Source organism: Pseudomonas sp. PvP009 (assembly GCF_017832995.1).
Lineage (GTDB): Bacteria > Pseudomonadota > Gammaproteobacteria > Pseudomonadales > Pseudomonadaceae > Aquipseudomonas > Aquipseudomonas syringae.
The window spans coordinates 1,184,952-1,205,678 of sequence record NZ_JAFIBG010000001.1; the positions used below are offsets into that span (position 1 = coordinate 1,184,952).

Below are 20,727 nucleotides of genomic sequence, written 5' to 3' on the forward strand. Positions count from 1 at the left end.
AACCCGTGGGAGAACAACGATGGCCAAAGAAATTCTGTGTGCGTTTGGTGTGGATGTGGATGCCGTTGCCGGCTGGCTGGGCTCCTATGGTGGTGAGGATTCGCCGGACGACATTTCCCGCGGCCTGTTCGCCGGTGAAGTCGGCGCGCCGCGTCTGCTCAAGTTGTTCGAGCGTTACGGTCTGCGCACCACCTGGTTCATCCCGGGGCACTCCATGGAGACCTTCCCCGAGCAGATGAAAGCCGTGGCGGATGCCGGGCATGAAATCGGTGTGCATGGTTACAGCCATGAAAACCCGATTGCCATGACCCCGGAGCAAGAGGAGATCGTGCTCGACAAGTCCATCGACCTGATCACCCAAATGACCGGCAAGCGTCCGACCGGCTATGTCGCGCCGTGGTGGGAGTTCAGCAACGTCACCAATGAGCTGCTGCTCAAGAAAGGCATCAAGTACGACCACAGCCTGATGCACAACGACTTCCATCCTTACTACGTTCGGGTGGGCGACAAGTGGACCAAAATCGATTACAGCCAGCACCCGGATACCTGGATGAAGCCCCTGGTACGTGGCGAAGAAACCGATCTGGTGGAAATCCCGGCCAACTGGTACCTGGACGATCTGCCGCCGATGATGTTCATCAAGAAGGCGCCGAACAGCCACGGTTTCGTCAACCCTCGGCACCTGGAAGAAATGTGGCGCGACCAGTTCGACTGGGTCTATCGCGAACACGAACACGCTGTATTCACCATGACCATTCACCCGGACGTGTCTGGTCGCCCGCAAGTGCTGCTGATGCTGGAGCGCTTGATCGAGCACATTCAAAGCCATGCTGGCGTCAAGTTCGTCACTTTCGACGAGATTGCCGACGACTTCGTGCGTCGCAACCCCCGTACCCGCTGATTCATTGCCCTGTCCGAGGCGTCACTCATGTCCATTTACAATAAGCTCGACCTGACCGGCTGGAAACCTGAGCAACTGACTCCGGAGCAAGTACGGTTCGCCACATGGATTGCGTTTTTCGCGTGGGTGTTTGCGGTATATGACTTCATTCTGTTTGGCACGCTGTTACCGGAAATCGGTCGGCATTTCAGCTGGAGTGAGGTCGAACAGGCCGAAATCGCGACCTGGGTCGCGGTCGGCACCGCGGTGGTGGCTCTGGCCATCGGCCCGCTGGTAGATCGCCTGGGACGGCGCGTGGGTATCATTTTCACCGTGAGTGGCTCGGCGATCTGCTCGGCGCTCACGGCCATCGGCGGAGCGTGGGGCAAGTCGCCCCTGATCCTCATTCGTTCGCTGGGCGGTCTGGGTTATGCCGAGGAAACAGTCAACGCGACCTACCTGAGCGAAATCTACGCCGCATCCGACGACCCGCGACTGACCAAGCGCCGTGGCTTCATCTATAGCCTGGTGCAAGGCGGCTGGCCGGTCGGTGCGCTGATCGCGGCCGGTTTGACGGCGGTGCTGTTGCCGGTCATCGGCTGGCAGGGTTGCTTTGTGTTTGCGGCCATCCCGGCCATCGTCATCGCGATCCTGGCGCGCAAGCTCAAGGAGAGCCCGCAGTTTCAGATCCATCAACGCATCACCCAGTTGCGCAAGAAGGGCGACCTCAGCCAGGCGAAGGCCGTGGCGCAGACGTACGGGGTGGATTACGAAGAACACAGCAAGGCCGGTATCGGCGCTGCCTTTCGCGGTTCCTCGCGCCGCGCGACCCTGGTGATCGGTGCTGCGATCCTGCTCAACTGGGCGGCCATTCAGGTGTTCAGCGTGCTGGGTACGACGGTGATCGTCAGCGTCCACCACATCTCGTTCGAGAACTCGCTGATCATTCTGGTGCTGTCCAACCTGGTGGGCTATTGCGGCTACCTGTGTCACGGCTGGATGGGTGACCGGATCGGTCGCCGCAATGTCATCGGCCTTGGCTGGATGCTCGGCGGCCTGGCGTTTGCCGGCATGCTGTACGGGCCAAGCAACATGGTGACAGTGGTCGGCTTGTACAGCCTGGGGCTGTTCTTCCTGATCGGCCCTTACTCGGCGGCATTGTTCTTCATCAGCGAAAGCTTCCCGACCAGCATTCGTGCCACGGGCGGCGCAATCATCCATGCCATGGGCCCGCTCGGTGCTGTGGTCGCAGGCTTCGGTGCCACATCGGTACTGAGCGCAGGCGGCGACTGGCAGACCTCAGCGTTGTACTTCGGTGCAGTGCCCTGCTTCCTGTCGGGTGCGCTGATGTTTGCCGCTAAACACGTGCGACCTGAAACGGTGAAATGAGGAGCAGCACATGACGCGTAAAGTTGCAGTGATAACCGGTGCCGCCAGCGGCATCGGTCAGGCCCTGGCAGTGGCTTTTGCCCGCCAGGGTGTGGCGGTGGCAGGCGGGTTCTATCCGGCTGACCCGCATGATCCGGACGAAACCCGCAGGCTGGTGGCGGAGGCGGGCGGCGAATGCCTGATGCTGCCACTGGACGTGACCTTCACCGAGTCGGTCGATGACCTGGCCGCGCAGGCGGTCAAGTTGTTCGGCCGCATCGACTACGCAGTCGCCAATGCCGGGCTGTTGCGCCGCGCGCCGTTGCTGGAAATGACCGACGAGCGCTGGAACGAGATGCTCGACGTGGACCTGACCGGCGTTATGCGCACCTTCCGCGCCGCCGTCCGGCATATGGGCGAGGGCGGCGCGCTGGTGGCGATTTCCTCGATTGCCGGTGGTGTGTATGGCTGGCAGGACCATTCCCATTACGCAGCGGCCAAGGCCGGCGTGCCAGGGCTGTGCCGGTCACTGGCGGTGGAACTCGCCCCGAAGGGCATCCGTTGCAACGCGGTGATTCCCGGCCTGATCGAGACGCCGCAATCGCTGGACAGCAAGAACTCGCTGGGGCCCGAAGGTTTGGCGCAGGCGGCCAAAGCGATCCCCCTGGGCCGGGTCGGCCGAGCGGATGAAGTCGCTGCGCTGGTGCGTTTTCTGTGCAGCGATGATGCCAGTTACCTGACCGGGCAAAGCATCGTGATCGACGGCGGCCTGACCGTGCGCTGGCCCGAGTAGATCGATTCGGATCGGCAGCGAGCCTGCTCGCGAAGCGTTCAGTGCAGGCGCGTGCCAGTGCCTGAGTGTTCGCGAGCCATACGCCGTGATCCCCAAATCAACCAAGGAATCCGACCCATGCAGCAACTCAAACAAAAGCGGGCAGTAATCACCGGAGCAGGCAGTGGCATTGGCGCAGCCATCGCCCGCGCCTATGCGGCTGAAGGCGCGCGTCTGGTGCTGGGCGACCGAGACGCCGACAGCCTGGCGAAGATCGCTGCAGAGTGCCGCCAGCTGGGCGCCCAGGTTCAGGAGTGCGTGGCCGATGTCGGCAGCGTCGACGGCGCGCAAGCCAGCGTCGATGCCTGTGTCGAGCAGTTCGGTGGCATCGACATTCTGGTCAACAACGCGGGCATGCTGACCCAGGCGCGTTGCGTCGACCTGACCCTCGACATGTGGAACGACATGCTGCGCATTGACCTGACCAGCGTGTTCGTGGCCAGTCAGCGGGCATTGCCGCACATGATTGCCCAGCGCTGGGGGCGCATCATCAATGTCGCTTCGCAACTGGGCATCAAGGGCGGTGCCGAACTGACCCATTACGCCGCCGCCAAGGCCGGGGTGATCGGTTTCAGCAAATCCCTGGCGCTGGAAGTCGCCAAGGACAACGTGCTGGTCAACGCCATCGCGCCCGGTCCTATTGAAACCCCATTGGTCGCCGGGATCAGCAGCGCCTGGAAAACCGCCAAGGCTGCCGAGTTGCCACTGGGCCGCTTCGGTCTGGCCGAGGAGGTTGCCCCGGTGGCGGTGCTACTGGCCAGCGAGCCGGGTGGCAACCTGTTCGTCGGTCAGACACTGGGCCCCAATTCCGGCGACGTCATGCCATGAGCAAACAGCTGGAGAACGCCTGATGTGTGGATTGTGCGGGCTGTTGGGTGAAGACGTGCACTGGAGCGATCCGCTGGCTGCAGAACTGCCCCGGCGGCGTGAGCGCTTGCGTCGTATTGCTGCAATCAACAAGGTGGTCGCGCCGTTTCGTCTGAAGGTCGAAGATTTTCAAGGCGTTTCCTATCTCCTGCTCGGGGCCACCGGCAAGCAGGAGCTTGCGACCGGGCTGGAGCAGCTCTGGCAGAAAGCCGAGTTGCTGATCGGCCGGCCGCTGGACCCGCTTGATTCAGGTCTGCTCGATCATCTGCAGAGGTCATCATGAGTATTGCCCTGAACGTAATTACCGGCTTCCTCGGCAGCGGCAAGACCACGCTGCTCAAACGCCTGCTGGCCGATGAACACATGGGCGACACCGCGCTGCTGATCAACGAATTCGGCGACGTGGGTATCGATCATCTGCTGGTTGAAGAGGTCGCACCGGATACCGTGCTGCTGCCCAGCGGTTGTGTCTGCTGCACCGTCCGCGGTGAATTGAAAGACGCGCTGCTCGGCCTTCTGGAGCGGCGTAATCGAGGTGAAATTCCTGCGTTTCGCCGGGTCATTCTGGAGACCACCGGCCTGGCCGATCCGGCACCGATTCTCACCACGCTGAGCAATGACCCGCAGTTGCGCGGGCGTTTTCATATCGGTCTGATCGTCACGCTGGTGGATGCCTGTCACGCGACGCTGCAGGAGCGTCTGCATCCGGAGTGGCTGGCGCAGGTCGCGGCGGCGGACCGGCTGCTGTTGAGCAAGACCGATCTGGTCGACGAGTCGGTGCTGGATGGCCTGCGCGAGCATCTGCAAGTGCTGAATTTTTCTGCGCCACTGCTGGATACGGCGGATGTCCACAGCGGCGATCAGTTGCTGCTGGGCGAGGGTATGCGCAGCGAAGAACCGGCCGCTGAAGTGACCCGCTGGCAACTGCATCGGGTGCTGTCGACCTCCGCACGGCATGGTGATGCGCAGGTCTGTTGCCTGACGTTCGAGCGGCCTCTGGACTGGGTCGGCTTCGGGGTGTGGCTGTCGATGCTGTTAAGATGCCACGGCGAACGAATCCTCCGCGTCAAAGGGCTGCTCAATGTGAACGACAATCAGGCTCCCATCGTGATTCATGGTGTGCAGCATTGCCTGCATGCGCCGGTGCACCTTGCCGCCTGGCCGGGCGAGGATCGCACCTCGCGGCTGGTGTTCATCCTGCGCGGTCTCGATTCCGATCTGCTGCGTCGTTCGTTCGAAGTCTTCTCCAGCAGTTTCGCGCCGCCGCTCAACGAGTCCGCAGCATGACCATCACCTTGCGCGTACTGGGCACCTCCGTGACCCTGCTGGAGTCTTTGCGTGAGCGGGCCGAGCAGGAACTGGGGATCAAACTGGTCTACCAGATTCATGACGTGCAAACCGCGCAACGTATCGCGGTCATGCAACCAGACAGCTACGACCTCTACGACCAGTGGTTTCATAACGTCGATTTCGTCTGGCCAGCCCGGGCGATTCAACCCATCGACACGCGGCGCATTGCGCTGTGGCACGAAATCAACGACTTGCCCAAGCAGGGCCGGCTGCGGCCTACCGACCAGCCAGGCAGCGGCAGTGTGCCGAGCGAGCGTTTGTTCGTGCAGCACGATGGCAGCCTAGGCAGCGCGGTGACCGAGCGCATCAGCATGCTGCCGCTGACCCATAACGCCGACAGCTTCGCCTATCGCCCCGAGCGCTTGCCGGAGGGCTTGAGCTCTGCGGACGAAAGCTGGGGATGGTTACTCGACCCTGTCTGGGGCGGGCGCATCGCCTTGCAGAGCGACGCGGCCATCGGCGCACTGGATGCCGCGCTGGCGGTGCAGGGGGCAGGGCTGGCGAGCTTCAAGGACATCGGCAACATGAGCATCGAAGAGATCGATCGGCTCGCTGATGTGCTGGTGCGCAAACAGCAGCAAGGGCATTTTGGTGCGTTCTGGTCAGGCGACGAAGAAGCCGCCGAACTGATGCTCAGCCCTGACATCGACATTCAGAGCCTCTGGTCACCGACCCTGGTCAGGCTGCACCGTGCCGGTGTGAAGTATCGCGTCGCGGTGCCCAAAGAGGGCTATCGCGGCTGGTTTGGCGGGCTTTCCCTGTCACGCCACGCTAAGGGGCCGGTTCTGGATGCGGCCTATGCGTACCTGAACTGGTGGCTGTCGGGCTGGCCCGGCGCAGTGATGGCGCGGCAGGGCTATTACATCGGTAATCCGGCACGCAGCCGTGATCACCTCAGCGCTGCCGAATGGGATTACTGGTACGCCGGCCTGCCTGCCCGCGAGCAACTGCTCGGCAGCGACGGCTTGCCGCTGATCGACGCCGGGGAAGTCCGTGACGGCGGCGCTTACGAAGAACGCATGGGCCATATTGCCGTGTGGAACTCGGTCATGAACGAGCACAACTACCTGGTCCGCCGCTGGAACGACATCCTGCGCGCCAGTGACAAAAGCAGCGCCAAAGCGCGCTAGTCATTCGCACTGATAGAAGCCCTCAAGAGAGGACGCAGAGCGTCCAGAACGGCATTCCCACGCTGGAGCGTAAGGAACGATAATCGTCTGGCAGCGCTCACAGATCCGCAGCCCTGCCTGGTAGCTAGATCAACCGGGATCCGGCTTCAGTGGCGACAAAAAAAAGCGGCTACCTCTCGGTAGCCGCTTTTCATTGACCTCAGCAACGCCTTACTTCGGCAGTTTGAACGCCATCACGTAGTCACCCTGTTTGGTGCCCAGTGAGCCGTGACCGCCCGCAACGACCAGCACGTATTGCTGACCGTCCTTGCCGGTGTAGGTCATCGGGGTGGTTTGCGCACCTGCTGGCAGGCGGGCTTCCCACAACTGCTTGCCGTTACGCACGTCATAAGCACGCAGGTACTGGTCAAGCGTAGCGCTCATGAACGCCAGGCCGCTGGCGGTGGTGAACGTACCACCCAGGCTTGGAACACCCATGGTCAGCGGGAGCGGGATCGGCGAGCTGTCGCGCACGGTACCGTTCTTGTGCATCCAGATGGTTTTTTGCGTGGTCAGGTCGACCGCCGCCACGTAACCCCATGCTGGCGCCTGGCAAGGCAGGCCCATCGGCGACAGCAGTGCTTCCAGGATCACACCATAAGGCGCGCCCTTGTTCGGCTGTACGCCTTCGGTTTCGCTCTTGCGACCCGGGCCGCCTTCAACTTCGGCAGACGGTACCAGCTTCGAACGGAAAGCCATGTAGTTAGGATTGACGAAGGCGATCTGACGCACCGGGTCGACGGCAATACCGCCCCAGTCGAACACACCGAAGTTACCCGGATAAACGATCGAACCTTGCAGCGAAGGTGGCGTGAACGGACCATCGTAGCGCAGCGACTTGAAGTCGATCCGGCACATCATCTGGTCAAACGGCGTCACGCCCCACATGTCGCGCTCCTTGAGCGGCGGCGGCATGAAGTTCAGGTCGGACTTGGGCTGGGTTGGCGAGGTGTGATCGCCAGCGACAGCACCTTGCGGAACCGGTACTTCCTTGATCGGCACGATCGGTTTGCCGGTGCTGCGATCCAGCACGTAGATGCTGCCCTGCTTGGTCGATGCCAGCACTGCAGGCTTGACGCCATCGGCTGTTTTCATGTCCAGCAGCGTCGGCTGACCACCGACGTCCATGTCCCACAGGTCATGGTGAGTGAACTGGAAGTCCCAGCGTACACGACCGGTCGCGATGTCCAGTGCAACCAGGCCCGCGCTGTACTTCTCGGACTCTGGCGTACGGTCGCCGCCCCACTGGTCAGGGGTCTGGTTACCCATCGGCAGGTAGATCAAGCCGAGCTTTTCATCGACGCTGAACATGGACCACATGTTCGGCGAATTGCGCGTGTAGATCTTGCCTTCGGCAATCGGCGCAGTCTCTTCCGGATTGCCGCTGTCCCAGTTCCACACCAGACGGCCGGTGTGCACGTCATAGGCACGTATCACGCCGGACGGCTCGTCCATGGAGACGTTGTCAGTAACGTGACCACCGATAATCACCAGGTCCTTGGTGACCGCGGGTGGCGACGTGGAGTAGTAGCCGCCCGGAGCGAAGGTGCCCATGTTGGCGGTCAGGTCGACCGAACCCTTGTTGCCGAAGTCTTCGCACATCTTGCCGGTGTCGGCGTTCAGCGCGATCAGACGAGTGTCGGCAGTCGGCAGGAAGATTCTGCGCGGGCAGGCAGCACTGGCAGTGGCCGTGCCGTCAGCAGCCGGGACCGTCGGGCTTTGCGCCGGGGCACTGGCGGCGTAGGCAGCGTCGTCATGATAGGTGACGCCACGGCAGGTCATGTGCGCCCAACCCTTGAAGTTGGCAGCGTTCTGAGTGCTGAGCTTCGGATCGAAGCGCCAGATTTCCTTGCCCGAATCCGGGTCAAGCGCGATCACCTGACTGTGCGGCGTGCACACGTAGAGCATGCCGTTGACCTTGAGCGGGGTGTTCTCGGCAGTGGTTTCACCCGGGTCATTCGGCCCCGGAATGTCACCGGTGCGATAGGTCCAGGCCGGCTCCAGCTTGTTGACGTTTTCCGGCGTGATCTGCGCCAGTGGCGAGTAGCGGTCACCGAAGGCGGTGCGGCCGTAGGACTGCCAGTCGCCGTCAGGCATGGCCGGTGCGGTGTTGGTCGTGCCAGCCGTCTCGCGGTCCAGCTGGCCTTCGATACGGCCCGGGTTCGTGAACTGGCTGGCCAGTGCGGTCAGGCCGGCCAGCACCACAGCGATGCTCAGTGCACCGGTGCCCATGCGTGCCGGACCGTTGCGCAGCAGCGGCTTGCGGAACCATGGCAGCAGCAACACGATACCCAGTGCGAACCACAGCGCCAGGCGTGGCACCAATTGCCACCAATCAAGGCCGACTTCCCACAACGACCACACGGTGCTCGCGAACAGCAGCAGTGCATAAAGGCCCAGCGCAGCCGCACGACCCGTGATCAGCAGCACGCCAGTCACGGCGAAGCCGATACCGGCCAGCAGGTAATACAGCGAGCCATCCAGTTGCAGCAGTCGGGCACCACCGACCAGCAAGGCCAGCCCCATCAACAGGATCACCAGCCCGAGCAGGGTCGGTAACAGGCGATTTCTATTTGAAGCACCGTCAGTGCTCATAATGCGAATCTCCGCGAGAAGTAAGTAATTGACATCTTGTTTTAAGCATCGCCTGCCTTGGCGCCATTCCTTGAAGCTGCTTGTTGAGACGAATCGCCGACGGTGGAATTAAACCGTCGGGCAGAGCGCGGCTGCACGTTTGGTCGGCGCGGTCATTGAGTCGTAGACCATCACCGCCCGAATTCGTGCATAGGCTTTTGTCCGAAGAAACATCTGCAGAAGGGGGAATCTTCAATCCTTAACCCGGCAATGATAGGGCCCTAACAATTTTTCTAAAAGCGAAAAACCTGACATGGATCATTGCGAGGCCGGCAACAGTGCTGCAGGTCGACGGTGTTTTATCAAGGCGTGGGGCTTACAATGGCAGACTTTCGGGAAGTACCTGCTTACTCCAGAGATCCGTTCAGGTTCGTCTCCTCTTCATCCGTTGCAAGGCTCATCATGACAACACCCAACTCCGACCCATTGCACGGCGTCACGCTGGAGCAGATCCTCAGGGCGCTGGTCGAACATTACGAATGGTCCGGCCTTGCCGAGCGCGTCGATATTCGCTGCTTCAAAAGCGATCCGAGCATCAAGTCCAGTCTGACCTTCCTGCGCAAGACCCCTTGGGCGCGGGAAAAGGTCGAAGCGCTGTATGTGAAATTGCATCGCAGCAAGGGCTGGTAACAGGCTCGCCAGAATAGCTCGGCATGGAGGCCGGCACGCAAGGATACCGATTGATGCTCAGCGAACAACCACCACCTGCGCAGGGAAAGCGCTATTACGCCCTTGTTGCCGCTTGCCTTGGCTGGTCTGGACTGGTGATTCAGCTTTACCTGATCCTGATTGGCCGTTATGCCGATCACGCCAGTCTGCTGGGCGGGCTGGTACGGTTTTCAAGTTTCTTCACCGTACTGACCAACATGCTTGTAGCGGTCGCGCTGAGTTGCGCCCTGACGACACAGCAGTCGGCAGGCCACCGATTCTTCCGCCATCCAGTCGTGTGTGGCGGCATTGCGGTGAGCATTGCGCTGGTGGGCATCGCCTACAACATCCTGTTGCGCCACTTGTGGCACCCGGAAGGCTGGCAGTGGGTGGCCGATGAACTGCTGCACGACATAATGCCGCTGGCGTTCGTGCTTTATTGGTGGTTGTACGTGCCCAGGGGCACGCTGCGTCTGAGCCATATACCGCTCTGGGCGATCTATCCGCTTGTCTACTTCGCCTATGTCCTGCTGCGTGGCCACATGTTCGGTGATTACCTGTACCCGTTCATCGATGTCGGCACGCTCGGTTTTCCGAAGGCATTCATCAACGCGCTGGGCGTGCTGCTGGGTTTCGTGCTGATCGCATTGGTGCTGCTGGGAGTCGATAAACGGGCGTCTCGTCGTTCGCGGTGAGTCGCCCGGTCCTGCTCATTCTGCAGTGCTGTCCAGCTTCCAGTAACCGGCGGCCTTGACGAAGTCTTCTTCCAGGCCGAACTCGTCGAGCAGCACACGACGTAGCTTGCGTGACAGCGCGGATTCAGTCGCGACCCAGGCGTACAGCTTGCCCTCGGGCATCTCCAGGCGACGCGTGACGTCCAGCAGATTCTGTTCGCCGCGTACGATCCAGATCACGTCGACCTGCGCAGCGCTGTCGAACACCTGCTGTTCCTGCGGGTTGGCCACTTCGACCATCACCAGCGCAGCACGGTTGGCGGGCAGCGATTCGAGGCGTCGGGCGATGGCGGGAATGGCTGTTTCGTCGCCGATCAGCAGGTAGCTGTCGAACATGTCCGGCACCACCATCGAACCCTTCGGCCCTGCGATGTGCAGAAATTGCCCGGGCGCTGCCTGAGCGGCCCAGGTGGCCGCCGGGCCTTCGCCGTGCAGAACGAAATCGATATCCAGTTCCCCGGCTTTTTCGTCGTAGCGACGCGGCGTGTAATCGCGCATCGGCGGGCGCGGCGTGTCCTTGTCGCCGGCAGGGTTGAGGTTTTCCAAGGCTGCCTGTTCTTCTGCCGTTTGCGGGAAGAACAGTTTGACGTGGTCGTCGGTGCCCAGGCTGATGAAACCCGCCAGCTCCGGGCCCTGCAAGGTAATGCGGCGCATCAGGGGGGTCAGTTCCGTGACCCGCACCACCTGCAGCTTGCGTCGCTTGATTTCATGCATGACGCGATGGATTGACTGTGGCGAATTCATGCCGACTCCTCCGAGGCAGGTTGAGGCCCATCGACGACAGCCTTGGCTGTGCTGTTGAGCAGTTCGCTGACGCGCAGAATCTCTTCCGGACTCCAGCGGCCATGGTGCATCTGCAGCGCGTGGCGCAGGTTATGCACCGCTTCATGGATTTCCGGCGGACGATCATGGCCACGCAGTGAGCGCTTGCTGACATCAATGCGCATGCGCACACCTTCCAGTGCCACGGCCTGATCTTCCAGGGATTGGCGACCCGCATCGGTGACGGTGTAGAGCTTCTTGCCGGCCTGTGCATCGCCGACCACCATTTCGCTTTCTTCAAGGAACGTCAGGGTGGGGTAGATAACGCCGGGGCTGGGGCAGTACGCCCCCTCGAACAGGCCTTCGATCTTGCGGATCAGGTCATAACCGTGGGCGGGCTGTTCGGCGATCAACGCCAGCAACAGCAATTTCAGATCGCCAGGGGCGAAAACCCGAGGGCCACGTCCACCGCGCTCGCGGCCTGGGCGTTTTTCAAAACCGTCGCGATCTTCACCTGCTTCACGAAGATGCGGCGGACGGTGGTGGGGTGGGTGTTTATCTTCACGCATGTTTTTGCTCTCTGGTTACAAGTTAGATATACCTTAAGATATATCTTATTGTAATCACAGAGCTGGCAGACGAGCGGTCATTGCCGGTCAGACACCCTTGGGCGCATCGGCAATCGGGGCGTTGCACATCGCTTGTCCGTGGTTTTCCAGGTACGGCGTCAGAATCGGCGCCATGCCTTTGAGCACCTGCACCGGCAACGCCGAGGTGAAACGAAAGCCTTCGGCAGCGCGTCCCGGCACGAACGCCGTCAGTGCGCCAAAGTGGTTGTCGCCGATATAAAACACAAAAGTCGCCGTGCGGTTTATCGCCCTTGAGCTGAGAATGCGCCCGCCCGCACCGACGCTTTCGATCCTGTTATCCCCGGTGCCGGTCTTGCCACCCATCGCCAGCACACTGCCGTCCTGCATCTTGAATGTGCCTTGCACGCGTTTCGCCGTGCCGCCGTCCACCACTTGCGACAAGGCCTCGCGCATTGCCGCGGCGACTTCCGATGGCAACACACGCTTGCCCAGCTCCGGGTTGATGCTCAGTTGGGTGTCATAAGGCGTATCGGCGGCAAAATGCAGACTGTCGATGCGCACCGCAGGCAGGCGGATCCCATCGTTCTGGATGATGCCGATCAGCTCGGCAAGCGCCGCGGGACGATCTCCCGAACTGCCGATAGCCGTCGCCAGCGAAGGCACCAGGTGGTCGAACGGATAACCCACACGCTGCCAGCGTTGCTCGATGTCCAGAAACGCTTCGACCTCCATCATGGTCCGCACCCGGCTGTCGCGAGCGCCTTTGTGGCGACTCTTGAACAGCCAGCCATAGACTTCCTGACGCTCGAAACGACTGGCGGCCACCGCGTCCTTGAACTGTGCTTCCGGGTGCTTGAGCAGGTAGCCCACCAGCCAAAGTTCCAGCGGATGGACGCGGGCGATGTAGCCTTGATCGGGCAGGTCATAACTGCCCGGACCGTAACTCTGGTACAGATCGGCAAGACGTTTGTCGGTGAGTTTCGCGCTTGCCCTGGGCTCGTCGAGGTGGGCGCGGATGAACGCATTGAAGGTGCCCTGATCAGCGCCCGGCAGCAGATAACGGTGTACCGCAGCGAGGCGAATAGCCGTCGGGTGAATGCCGTCCAGAAAGGTGTCGAGTCGCTCTTGGGTGGTCTTTTCCTTGTAGCGCTTCCAGAAGCGCAGCAGGAATACCGTGCCTTCGCGGTCGGCAAACTGCGCCAGGTATTCCTGACGGCGCGGGTTGTCATCATCCTTGAGCAGCTCGGCGCTGTTGTTGGGCGCCTGATAGGTGCTGTAGCGCACGACATCGCGCATCAGGCGAATGAACGGCAGGTTGATCGACTCACGCAGCGACTCGCGCAGGGTCGGAATCCGCGCGTTGTCTTCGCGCCGGAAATTATTGAAACGGTGCATGCCGCCACCGGTGAAGAACGCTTCTGCGGGGCTGGCCGAATAGGTGCGGTCGAGTGCGGCCGAAAGCATCTTCGCCAGGTCACGGTCCTTGTTGATCAGCAGATAATCCACCGCCCAGCGGGTCAGCCGATCCGGTTCCTCGACCGGGACTTTGCGCAATTGCGCAGGGCTCAAGCCCGCATAGCGCCCATGCAGCTCGGCGATGATCTCCAGATACGTCGTCAGCACGCGCATCTTCGCCGTCGAGCCCAGCTCCAGCTTGCTGCCTTCGTTGATGTCGAAAGGCTGATCGGTGCTGTCGGTCTGGACCCTGACCCGCGAGCCATCCACGCCGCGTTCAAACAGCGTGAAGCTGTAGCGCACCTGCGTTGTGCTGGCCGGGGTCAACAGGCGCTCGCCCATCAAACCGGTCTTTGCCGCAAATTCAGGGTTGGCCAGGTCACGCAGGTACTGGCTGACGCTGCGCTGCAATTCGCCATGCAGGGTGCTGGTGGCGGACAGGTCAAGACGGTCCAGGTCGTAAAGCGGGCGATTGAGCAGATTCGACAGGCGAGTGCGCGCGACACTGATGCCCTTGTTGGTTTCGATGGGCTGCAGGGTCGGTTGCTGCGCCCAGTCGCGGTAGGTGACCTGGGCTGCCAGCGCGGCCTCGGCCAGCGGTCGGTCGATGACGTTGGCCTGGGCCAGCAAGCGAATGTGGCTGTCGGTCAACTCGGCGAGTTCAGAGCGGCCCTTGGCAAGATAGTGCGACGGACGACGCTGGGCGATCACCAGTGAGAGCACTTCACGCAGCGCCAGCGCCTTGTCGGCCAGCGCCTGTTTATTGCCTGGATTCGACGCCAGTATCTCGTTGGTTTTGGCGAAGTCTGCGCCGAACCATACCCTCAGTCCTTCAGCCAGACCATGCACCTCGCCATGCCCCGGCACCGCAGACAGCGGCACGCTGTTCAGGTAGTCACGCACCACTCGCTGGCGCACGGCGAGTGTCTCGGTCCCCGGCTGATAGGCGCGAACGCTGGCGGAAATCATCTGCCGCAGCTTTTCCGAACCCGACAGCGTCAGCCCGTCTGGGGAATGACGGTATTTTTCCAGCTGAGTAGCCAGCGTGCTGCCCCCAGCCGACTGGCCGGGGAGGGCAAACATCTTCGCCAGTTGCGACCAGGCGGCTTTGACAAATCGTGGCCAGTCCACCGCAGGGTTGGCCATGGGCTGCTGTGGATCGAGCAGGTCGCGGTTTTCGATGAACAGCAGGCTGTCCACCAGCATCGGCGGAATGGCAGCAAAGGTCGGGTAAAACTGCTGTGGGTATCTGAACTCGTACAGCGGCTCGTTCCGGCAATCGGTAATCGACAGCCCGGCCTGGGTCTTTTCCTCGTAAGGCACGAAAAAACCATGCCGGACGTAACGCAGCAGTTCCGGGGAAAACCGGGTCTGGCGCGTGATCACGTAGTCGCGTTTGAGCAGGCGCGACAGGAATTCATCCATGGATGAATAGCCCAGGCGTCTGTCGAACGGCCCGTCACCGGGATATACCACGTCATGACTCGGCCCAGGCTGCATTGAATAACCCAGGCTCGCGGCAAAGCGGCTGAATTCCCGCGCCTGAAGCCTGGAGGTTCTGCTCTCCACAGCCACCGCCGCGCCCAATGCAACCCCAGCCAACACCACCACTACCCAGAACACCCGCCATCCGTATCGCTTGCGACGAGGATATTTGGGCGTACGAGGATCATCCTCACGATCAGCGGATAGCGTCTCTTGCTTGCTATCGGAATGCCGAAATGCGCCCATAGTCGATTGTCCGGTCATCCTGTCAAAGCACCTGACCCAAGCTTAGACGCTGGATGGGATTGTGGGAGGGAATTGTCTGGAGGTTTTCGAGGGAGGATGGCGCGTAGTGGGGATTAGCGTCATGCACTAATCCCACTGCAGTCACACATGAACTGCAGTGGCGCTGGCTTGATCAGACGTGAAGATCAACCAACGGTTTGCGCTCCTCTTCACGCTTCGGCGCATTGCGCTCGATCTGGTAAATGATCGTGTCCATATACCCCTGTCGGTGATCCGGTCACTAACGAGTGGAAGACCGAGTATTACGAAAATGGTGAGTGGGTTGCTCAGACACTTGAGGCCAAGGTTTTTAAAGATCTGGCCCTTGGGGCTGAGGTGATCATCAGGGTCAAGCCAAGAAACTCACTGGTAGGTGGCAGGCTTCCCTACACTGTCAGATTGGGTTCCTATCCTGTTTTAAAAAGCTATGAACTGCTCGACGAACCGGGAGTGATAAGAATTCCAAGTGGGTATACTAACCCTGGCTGCGAACTGTTGCTCCTCGCGGTTAACGTCTAACTCAGCCTGGCGAATCATTTGTCTCGCCAGGCTGATGTTTCATACCGCCAACGAAATATACGAAAAATCTCGTTTCTCAGCATTACTCTGGACTTGCTGTATCCATTCGTCCTGCATTTTTTGTACGCTGGTGTTCATGATTTTGCCATAGTCGATCACGTCCTGAAAATTGCTGATATCCAGTTTATATCGGCCGCCAAATGTTTCATGGTCGTGGTCTACCAGGGTCATGATGGTCTTTGCGTGATGTTGGAGTTGTTCTTTGAATTCTCTGAACCCGTTGATGGCGTGGGTAAGAACTGATGTGTCGTTTTCAGTCAGGCTGTTATCGTAGTCAATTATCTTGATGGATGCACTTTCGGTCAGTGTGAAGCCGAAGTTTTTACGTGCAATGTCGGGGTGGGTTTCTTGCAGTTGTTTTCGAAAGCTATCATAGGTCACATTTACCAGCGCAAGCTCCAGCACGTCGAGTCTCTTTTTGTGAGCTACGTAGTCAAGCCTGTTTGTGATGTGTTCGTTGATCGGTTCCAACAACCACGGCTCTTTCTGATATTTGTAAAATACATTTTTTTCTGTCGTTTTGACTTCAGATGCAATGGCTTCTTGAAGGCTGACGTCTTCTGTCGGATCAACATGTTTAGCACCGGTTACCAACCCCACCTGTTGCGGGATGTTTGCCGGATTTGGAATTCCATTAATGTTCAAAGTGTTCCCCTTTCTTTGGTCTCATACCGGATAGCGGCCAGTTCCTGAAAAACTTGGCCTGACAAACCAGTAGGAAATCTCCGAGAGGGCATGCAAACGTGACGCTGTTCTCAAGTTGGCAATAGGTGTGGCGATTTCCCCAGGCGTTTATTCAACTCCAGCCCATTGGCCATCAGCATCATCAACCCCAACCCGACAATCGCCGTGGTCACTTGCATAGGCCATGTATCGCCTGCCAGTGCATTGGCCATGTCTGCCAGTGGCGCGAGCAGGACGCCCAGGCAGAAGACTTCCAGCGAATAGCGTCCCATGCGACAGGTCTGTCGCGCGGGCCAGTTTTTCAGCCAGGTGCTTGAGGTTGGCAGCAGTCGGGCGACGACGTAGACCAGCGCAAGGAAGTGCAGTAGCCGGACGGGCGCAAGGTCGGTCTTGCTGATCGGGTAAAGGCTTTCAAGGTGCAGGCTGGAGACCAGCGCAGCGTGCAGACCGGGCCATTTTTCGCTGAAGGTCAGTATGCCTGCGACCATCACGTAGACGGCGGCGACCATGAACAAGGGTTGTTGGCGCAACGGAGGGCGCGCAGCTGTTGTGGCTGTTTCGCTGCGCAAAGCGCATGCACCGCCGAGCACGAACAGCAACTGCCAGGCGACCGGGTTGAAGTACCAGACACCGCCGCCTTCGTAGGCGCGCAGGTTCCAGCCGAATAACGGCACCATCAGGTACAGGGCAATCGACAGGCCCACCGCCACTTCGAGTTTGCGCAGCATCAATGGCAAGGTCAGCGGCAAGGTCAGCAACAGCACGATATACAGCGGCAACGGGTCGGTCAGGTTCGGCTTGAAGCGCAGCAGCAGTTCATCGGCCAATGCCTGTTGCGGGTTGCCGACGAAGTATTCAAGGCCCATCTGCTGGACCATGTCGCGCGTCTCGACGTGGTTGTTGGCGACGAAGACGATGCCCATCAGCAGGGTCAGCAGAAAGATATGCACCACATACAGCACCCAGGTCCGGCGCAGGATACGCACGCCAGCCACCAGCATGCCGTCACGTCGGGCGATGCGCCCGTAGGCCAGTATGGATGCGTAACCGGCGAGGAAAACGAAGATTTCCGCTGCGTCGCTGAAGCCGAAGTTGCGTATGGTCAGTTGCGCCAGGGGATTGTCCGGCACGTGATCCCAGAAGATGAAGATCAGCGCCAGGCCGCGAAAAAAGTCGATTCGATGATCGCGTCCGTTATTCATAACGGTGGACTCTTGAAAGTGCTAATGAGTAAAGATAGGCCACAGAGGCTCAGGTTCCAGGCCAGCGACCAGTGACGTTCGGCGGCGCGGCAGGGTGCCGCTAATCGAGGGCAATTGCAAAAGCGCGCTATTACAGAATGTCTCCGGCTCAGGCGTTCCGGTGGCTTCACGCCGACAGCGGCGCCGTGTGCGTGTTCGATCAACCTCACCAATGATGGCAATCAACAGCAGTCATTCTCATCTCCCGTTACGTTACTGTATAACTATTCCAGTCAACTCACCGGAGAGATCACGATGAAACCCGATATCCATCCTCAATACCGCACCGTGCTGTTCCACGACACTGCTGCCGATGCTTACTTTCTGATCGGCTCCACTGTAGACACAGACCGCACGCAACAGCACACCGACGGGACTACCTATCCTTATGTTGCGCTCGATGTTTCCAGTGCCTCGCACCCGATGTACACCGGGCAGCAGCGCAAAACCACCACCGAAGGCCGGATCGCGGGTTTCAACAAGCGTTTCGCCGCCTTTGGCTCGGCTGGCAAGAAAGAAACCGCAGCCGCTCAATGAGCGGTCTGACCTCCCGGTCGTGGGCATTTCGCATGGATTGCCCAAGACCGGGTTTTTTTTGTCTGAATTTCAGGCCTGCGGCTAATCATCTACTGGACTAACAGCCGACATTGCTTTTATCTTCGCGGCCTGAAAAACAGGAGTAACCGCTTTGAAAAAGTCAGTCGCCATCGTTTTCGGTGGGCAATCCAGCGAGCATGAGGTTTCGTTGCAGTCGGCACGCAACGTGATCAATGCGATTGATCGTGAACGCTATGCGCTGACCCTGATCGGCGTCGACAAGCTGGGCCGCTGGCTGCATTTCGACGAAGCCGATTACCTGCTCAATGCCACTGATCCTGCACGGATCAAACTGAGCGCATCAGGCAAGCCATTGTCTTTGCTGCCGGGCAGCATCGGTGGGCAGTTCGTTGACGTCGAGTCAGGCCAGCCTCTGGCAGCTATCGATGTAGTATTCCCGCTGATCCACGGCGCTTTTGGTGAAGACGGTGCGTTGCAGGGTGTGCTGCGCATGCTGGCCGTGCCCTTTGTCGGCGCCGATGTGCTGTCCTCTGCAGTTTGCATGGACAAGGACGTGACCAAGCGCCTGCTGCGCGATGCGGGCATTGCCGTCGCGCCGTTCAGGGTCCTGTCGCGTGGAGAGAGCCTTTCTTTCACGGAGGCTGTCGACCAATTGGGGCTGCCAATGTTCGTCAAACCGGCTAATCAGGGTTCATCGGTGGGCGTGAGCAAGGTATCTGACGAGGCTGGTTTCGCGGCGGCACTGGCGCTGGGTTTCGAGTTCGATCACAAGCTGCTGATCGAGCAGGGCATCGTCGGCCGTGAAGTGGAGTGCGCCGTACTGGGTAACGTCGATGTGCAGGTCAGTGTCTGCGGCGAAGTGATTGCCAACGATGAATTCTATGCCTACGACACCAAGTACCTGAATGGCGATCAGGCACGCATCGCCATCCCCGCCGAGCTGCCCGCCGTCCTGAGCGATCAGGTGCGTGAGGTCGCGTTGCAAGCGTACAAGGTGCTGGGCTGTGCAGGGCTCTCGCGGGTCGATTTCTTCGTCACCGAAGGGCGCGACATCATCATCAACGAAGTCAACACACTGCCGGGTTTCACCTCGATCAGCATGTACCCCAAGCTCTGGCAGGCCAGCGGTCTGTCGTATGCCGAACTGATCCATCGCCTGATCGTTCTGGCGCTGGAGCGGGCTGATCAGGCGCGGCTGCTGAAAACGGAGATCTTCGCATGAAGATCATCCGCATCGCGGCGGCGCTGCTGATCGGCGCGGACGGCCGGACTCTGCTGGTGCGCAAGCGCGGTACTCAGGCCTTCATGCAGCCGGGCGGCAAGATCGAGCCCGGTGAACCGGCACCGCAGGCGCTGGCCAGAGAACTCGAAGAAGAGCTCGGGCTGATCGTCGATCCGGCGCAGGCGGTATTTCTCGGTGAGTTCACGGCACCCGCCGCCAACGAGCCCGGTTTCGAAGTCAACTGCCAGTTGTATGAGGTCAGGACCGACGCTCAGGCAGTGCCTGCCGCCGAGATTGAAGAAGTGCTGTGGGTTGACGCGGACAGTCATGCGGGTTTGCAGCTGGCGCCGTTGACCCGCGATCTGATTCTGCCGCTGTATCTGAAGCGGCAGGCAGCGCGTAGCTGAACGGCGCAGTCGTCCTGCATCGCGGTGCAGGACGGCACTGTCAACAAACCCTATGTCAGCGAACCACACTTACCCCGTCGAGCGTCGAAAACGAGGTGTCCTTGGCGGTCAGCAGGAAATCGCGCATGTACGGTGCGTCAAGCATGTCGGCGCGGATACCGGCGTAGAGCGTCGCGAACAGTCCTTTCTCGCCCAGCCGCTTGGCCTTCACATAGCCGCGTGAGCTGTATTCATGCAGCGCCCAGTGCGGCATACCGCAGACCCCGCGCCCGCTGGCGACCAGTTGCATCATCATCACCGTCAGTTCCGATGTTCGTACCTGTGCCGGTTCGATGTCGGCGGGTTCCAGAAAGCGCGTGAAGATGTCCAGCCGGTCGCGTTCCACCGGGTACGTGATCAGCGTTTCAGCCAGCAAGTCTTCCGGAACGACATACGGCCTGGTTGCCAGCGCATGTTGATTGGCCACTGCCAGCATCGCTTCATAGGTAAACAGTGGCACATAGGTGATGCCGGGCAATTCCAGCGGATCTGAGGTCACCACCAGGTCCAGATCGCCGCGCGCCAGGGCTGGCAAGGGCGCGAACGAGAAGCCGGAAGACAAGTCGAGTTCGACCTCGGGCCAGGCATCGCGGAACTGGTCGATGGTCGGCATCAGCCACTGAAAACAGCTGTGGCACTCAATTGCCATGTGCAGCCTTCCCGCCGTACCACCCGCCAGTCGGGCGATGTCGCGCTCGGCACTGCGCAGTTGCGGCAGCATGGAGTCGGCCAGTTGCAGCAGGCGCAAACCTGCGCTGGTAAAGCGCACCGGTTTGGTCTTGCGCACAAACAGCGGCATACCCATGCGCTCTTCCAGCTCCTTGAACTGATGGGACAGTGCCGACTGCGTCAAATGCAGGCGCTCGGCTGCCTCCACAAGGCTGTCGGCCTCGCGCAGGGCATGCAGGGTTTTGAGGTGGCGTATTTCAAGCACGGTC

The 20,727-nt window shown here is 60.3% G+C and carries 19 protein-coding genes and 1 pseudogene; 13 read left to right on the forward strand and 7 right to left on the reverse strand.

What is annotated here, in order from left to right; genetic code table 11:
• The first annotated feature begins 19 nt into the window (after positions 1 to 19).
• The 7 genes from JOE29_RS05245 to JOE29_RS05275 all read left to right on the forward strand — a co-directional run bounded on the left by JOE29_RS05245 (position 20) and on the right by JOE29_RS05275 (position 6,427).
• Complete coding sequence (locus JOE29_RS05245) at positions 20 to 901, forward strand: polysaccharide deacetylase (protein ID WP_002554892.1); 882 nt, start codon at positions 20 to 22, stop codon at positions 899 to 901.
• 27 nt (positions 902 to 928) lie between these two features.
• Positions 929 to 2,269 (forward strand): MFS transporter, encoded by a 1,341-nt coding sequence (locus JOE29_RS05250; protein WP_003412976.1) that lies wholly within the window; start codon positions 929 to 931, stop codon positions 2,267 to 2,269.
• Positions 2,270 to 2,279: 10 nt separating this feature from the next.
• On the forward strand, positions 2,280 to 3,041 hold the full coding sequence (locus JOE29_RS05255) for an SDR family NAD(P)-dependent oxidoreductase (protein WP_004393769.1): 762 nt from the start codon (positions 2,280 to 2,282) through the stop codon (positions 3,039 to 3,041).
• A gap of 117 nt (positions 3,042 to 3,158) precedes the next feature.
• Positions 3,159 to 3,908, forward strand: coding sequence for an SDR family NAD(P)-dependent oxidoreductase (locus tag JOE29_RS05260; RefSeq protein ID WP_003412971.1), 750 nt, complete (start codon positions 3,159 to 3,161; stop codon positions 3,906 to 3,908).
• Between the two features lie 22 nt (positions 3,909 to 3,930).
• Positions 3,931 to 4,230, forward strand: a complete 300-nt coding sequence (locus tag JOE29_RS05265) for a hypothetical protein (RefSeq protein WP_003405362.1) — start codon at positions 3,931 to 3,933, stop codon at positions 4,228 to 4,230.
• Positions 4,227 to 5,234: a GTP-binding protein gene (locus JOE29_RS05270; RefSeq protein ID WP_032660268.1), complete on the forward strand. Its 1,008-nt coding sequence runs from the start codon at positions 4,227 to 4,229 to the stop codon at positions 5,232 to 5,234. Before JOE29_RS05265 ends, JOE29_RS05270 begins: the two co-directional genes overlap by 4 nt.
• Complete coding sequence (locus JOE29_RS05275) at positions 5,231 to 6,427, forward strand: extracellular solute-binding protein (protein ID WP_003425334.1); 1,197 nt, start codon at positions 5,231 to 5,233, stop codon at positions 6,425 to 6,427. The genes JOE29_RS05270 and JOE29_RS05275 overlap by 4 nt, the downstream gene beginning before the upstream one ends.
• 210 nt (positions 6,428 to 6,637) lie before the next feature.
• Here the strand turns inward: JOE29_RS05275 and JOE29_RS05280 are convergent, their stop codons facing one another.
• Positions 6,638 to 9,061, reverse strand: a complete 2,424-nt coding sequence (locus JOE29_RS05280; RefSeq protein WP_099315092.1) for a glucose/quinate/shikimate family membrane-bound PQQ-dependent dehydrogenase — start codon at positions 9,059 to 9,061, stop codon at positions 6,638 to 6,640.
• Between the two features lie 441 nt (positions 9,062 to 9,502).
• Here JOE29_RS05280 and JOE29_RS05285 point away from each other — a divergent pair, with 441 nt between their 5' ends.
• Both JOE29_RS05285 and JOE29_RS05290 read left to right on the forward strand, forming a co-directional pair.
• On the forward strand, positions 9,503 to 9,730 hold the full coding sequence (locus tag JOE29_RS05285) for a VF530 family protein (protein WP_003384624.1): 228 nt from the start codon (positions 9,503 to 9,505) through the stop codon (positions 9,728 to 9,730).
• 53 nt (positions 9,731 to 9,783) lie between these two features.
• Positions 9,784 to 10,443 carry a Pr6Pr family membrane protein gene (locus JOE29_RS05290; RefSeq protein WP_122233267.1) on the forward strand — a complete coding sequence of 220 codons (660 nt, stop codon included), beginning with the start codon at positions 9,784 to 9,786 and terminating at the stop codon, positions 10,441 to 10,443.
• 15 nt (positions 10,444 to 10,458) lie between these two features.
• On the opposite strand, the gene JOE29_RS05295 is transcribed toward JOE29_RS05290, so the two are convergent.
• From JOE29_RS05295 to JOE29_RS05305, 3 genes are all read right to left on the reverse strand, one after another.
• Complete coding sequence (locus tag JOE29_RS05295; RefSeq protein ID WP_210078943.1) at positions 10,459 to 11,226, reverse strand: siderophore-interacting protein; 768 nt, start codon at positions 11,224 to 11,226, stop codon at positions 10,459 to 10,461.
• Positions 11,223 to 11,813 (reverse strand): PadR family transcriptional regulator, encoded by a 591-nt coding sequence (locus JOE29_RS05300; RefSeq protein ID WP_003418550.1) that lies wholly within the window; start codon positions 11,811 to 11,813, stop codon positions 11,223 to 11,225. Before JOE29_RS05300 ends, JOE29_RS05295 begins: the two co-directional genes overlap by 4 nt.
• A gap of 87 nt (positions 11,814 to 11,900) precedes the next feature.
• Positions 11,901 to 15,020, reverse strand: coding sequence for a transglycosylase domain-containing protein (locus JOE29_RS05305; protein ID WP_210079999.1), 3,120 nt, complete (start codon positions 15,018 to 15,020; stop codon positions 11,901 to 11,903).
• 255 nt (positions 15,021 to 15,275) lie between these two features.
• Between JOE29_RS05305 and JOE29_RS05310 the strand changes: the two are divergent.
• Positions 15,276 to 15,542 (forward strand): annotated as a pseudogene (locus JOE29_RS05310) (hypothetical protein); the annotation flags it as partial.
• Between the two features lie 75 nt (positions 15,543 to 15,617).
• On the opposite strand, the gene JOE29_RS05315 reads toward JOE29_RS05310, so the two are convergent.
• Both JOE29_RS05315 and JOE29_RS05320 read right to left on the reverse strand, forming a co-directional pair.
• Entirely contained in the window at positions 15,618 to 16,283 is a 666-nt protein-coding gene (locus JOE29_RS05315) for a hypothetical protein (RefSeq protein WP_074951854.1), read from the reverse strand.
• Positions 16,284 to 16,393: 110 nt separating this feature from the next.
• Positions 16,394 to 17,524 carry an OpgC domain-containing protein gene (locus JOE29_RS05320; RefSeq protein ID WP_122336059.1) on the reverse strand — a complete coding sequence of 377 codons (1,131 nt, stop codon included), beginning with the start codon at positions 17,522 to 17,524 and terminating at the stop codon, positions 16,394 to 16,396.
• Positions 17,525 to 17,818: 294 nt separating this feature from the next.
• Between JOE29_RS05320 and JOE29_RS05325 the strand changes: the two genes are divergently transcribed.
• The 3 genes from JOE29_RS05325 (at position 17,819) to JOE29_RS05335 (ending at position 19,750) form a co-directional block, all read left to right on the forward strand.
• The gene (locus tag JOE29_RS05325; protein ID WP_003383662.1) at positions 17,819 to 18,100 is read left to right on the forward strand and encodes a type B 50S ribosomal protein L31; all 282 of its coding nucleotides are present in this window, start codon (positions 17,819 to 17,821) and stop codon (positions 18,098 to 18,100) included.
• A 151-nt stretch (positions 18,101 to 18,251) separates the two neighbouring features.
• Positions 18,252 to 19,343 carry a D-alanine--D-alanine ligase gene (gene ddlA, locus JOE29_RS05330; protein WP_210078945.1) on the forward strand — a complete coding sequence of 364 codons (1,092 nt, stop codon included), beginning with the start codon at positions 18,252 to 18,254 and terminating at the stop codon, positions 19,341 to 19,343.
• Complete coding sequence (locus JOE29_RS05335; protein WP_003425349.1) at positions 19,340 to 19,750, forward strand: NUDIX domain-containing protein; 411 nt, start codon at positions 19,340 to 19,342, stop codon at positions 19,748 to 19,750. Before ddlA ends, JOE29_RS05335 begins: the two co-directional genes overlap by 4 nt.
• Positions 19,751 to 19,805: 55 nt before the next feature.
• Here the strand turns inward: JOE29_RS05335 and metR are convergent, their stop codons facing one another.
• A complete protein-coding gene (metR, locus tag JOE29_RS05340) occupies positions 19,806 to 20,723 on the reverse strand; it encodes a transcriptional regulator MetR (protein WP_003425350.1) in 918 nt (305 codons plus the stop codon).
• Positions 20,724 to 20,727: the final 4 nt, after the last annotated feature.

Coding starts and splice junctions, on each gene's coding strand:
- JOE29_RS05300 (WP_003418550.1), bottom strand. CDS start 11,813: ATGCGTGAAGATAAACACCCACCCCACCACCGTCCGCCGCATCTTCGT.
- JOE29_RS05335 (WP_003425349.1), top strand. CDS start 19,340: ATGAAGATCATCCGCATCGCGGCGGCGCTGCTGATCGGCGCGGACGGC.
- JOE29_RS05260 (WP_003412971.1), top strand. CDS start 3,159: ATGCAGCAACTCAAACAAAAGCGGGCAGTAATCACCGGAGCAGGCAGT.
- JOE29_RS05325 (WP_003383662.1), top strand. CDS start 17,819: ATGAAACCCGATATCCATCCTCAATACCGCACCGTGCTGTTCCACGAC.
- JOE29_RS05305 (WP_210079999.1), bottom strand. CDS start 15,020: ATGGGCGCATTTCGGCATTCCGATAGCAAGCAAGAGACGCTATCCGCT.
- JOE29_RS05275 (WP_003425334.1), top strand. CDS start 5,231: ATGACCATCACCTTGCGCGTACTGGGCACCTCCGTGACCCTGCTGGAG.
- JOE29_RS05245 (WP_002554892.1), top strand. CDS start 20: ATGGCCAAAGAAATTCTGTGTGCGTTTGGTGTGGATGTGGATGCCGTT.
- JOE29_RS05250 (WP_003412976.1), top strand. CDS start 929: ATGTCCATTTACAATAAGCTCGACCTGACCGGCTGGAAACCTGAGCAA.
- JOE29_RS05265 (WP_003405362.1), top strand. CDS start 3,931: ATGTGTGGATTGTGCGGGCTGTTGGGTGAAGACGTGCACTGGAGCGAT.
- JOE29_RS05295 (WP_210078943.1), bottom strand. CDS start 11,226: ATGAATTCGCCACAGTCAATCCATCGCGTCATGCATGAAATCAAGCGA.
- JOE29_RS05290 (WP_122233267.1), top strand. CDS start 9,784: ATGCTCAGCGAACAACCACCACCTGCGCAGGGAAAGCGCTATTACGCC.
- JOE29_RS05255 (WP_004393769.1), top strand. CDS start 2,280: ATGACGCGTAAAGTTGCAGTGATAACCGGTGCCGCCAGCGGCATCGGT.
- JOE29_RS05270 (WP_032660268.1), top strand. CDS start 4,227: ATGAGTATTGCCCTGAACGTAATTACCGGCTTCCTCGGCAGCGGCAAG.
- JOE29_RS05280 (WP_099315092.1), bottom strand. CDS start 9,061: ATGAGCACTGACGGTGCTTCAAATAGAAATCGCCTGTTACCGACCCTG.
- JOE29_RS05285 (WP_003384624.1), top strand. CDS start 9,503: ATGACAACACCCAACTCCGACCCATTGCACGGCGTCACGCTGGAGCAG.
- JOE29_RS05320 (WP_122336059.1), bottom strand. CDS start 17,524: ATGAATAACGGACGCGATCATCGAATCGACTTTTTTCGCGGCCTGGCG.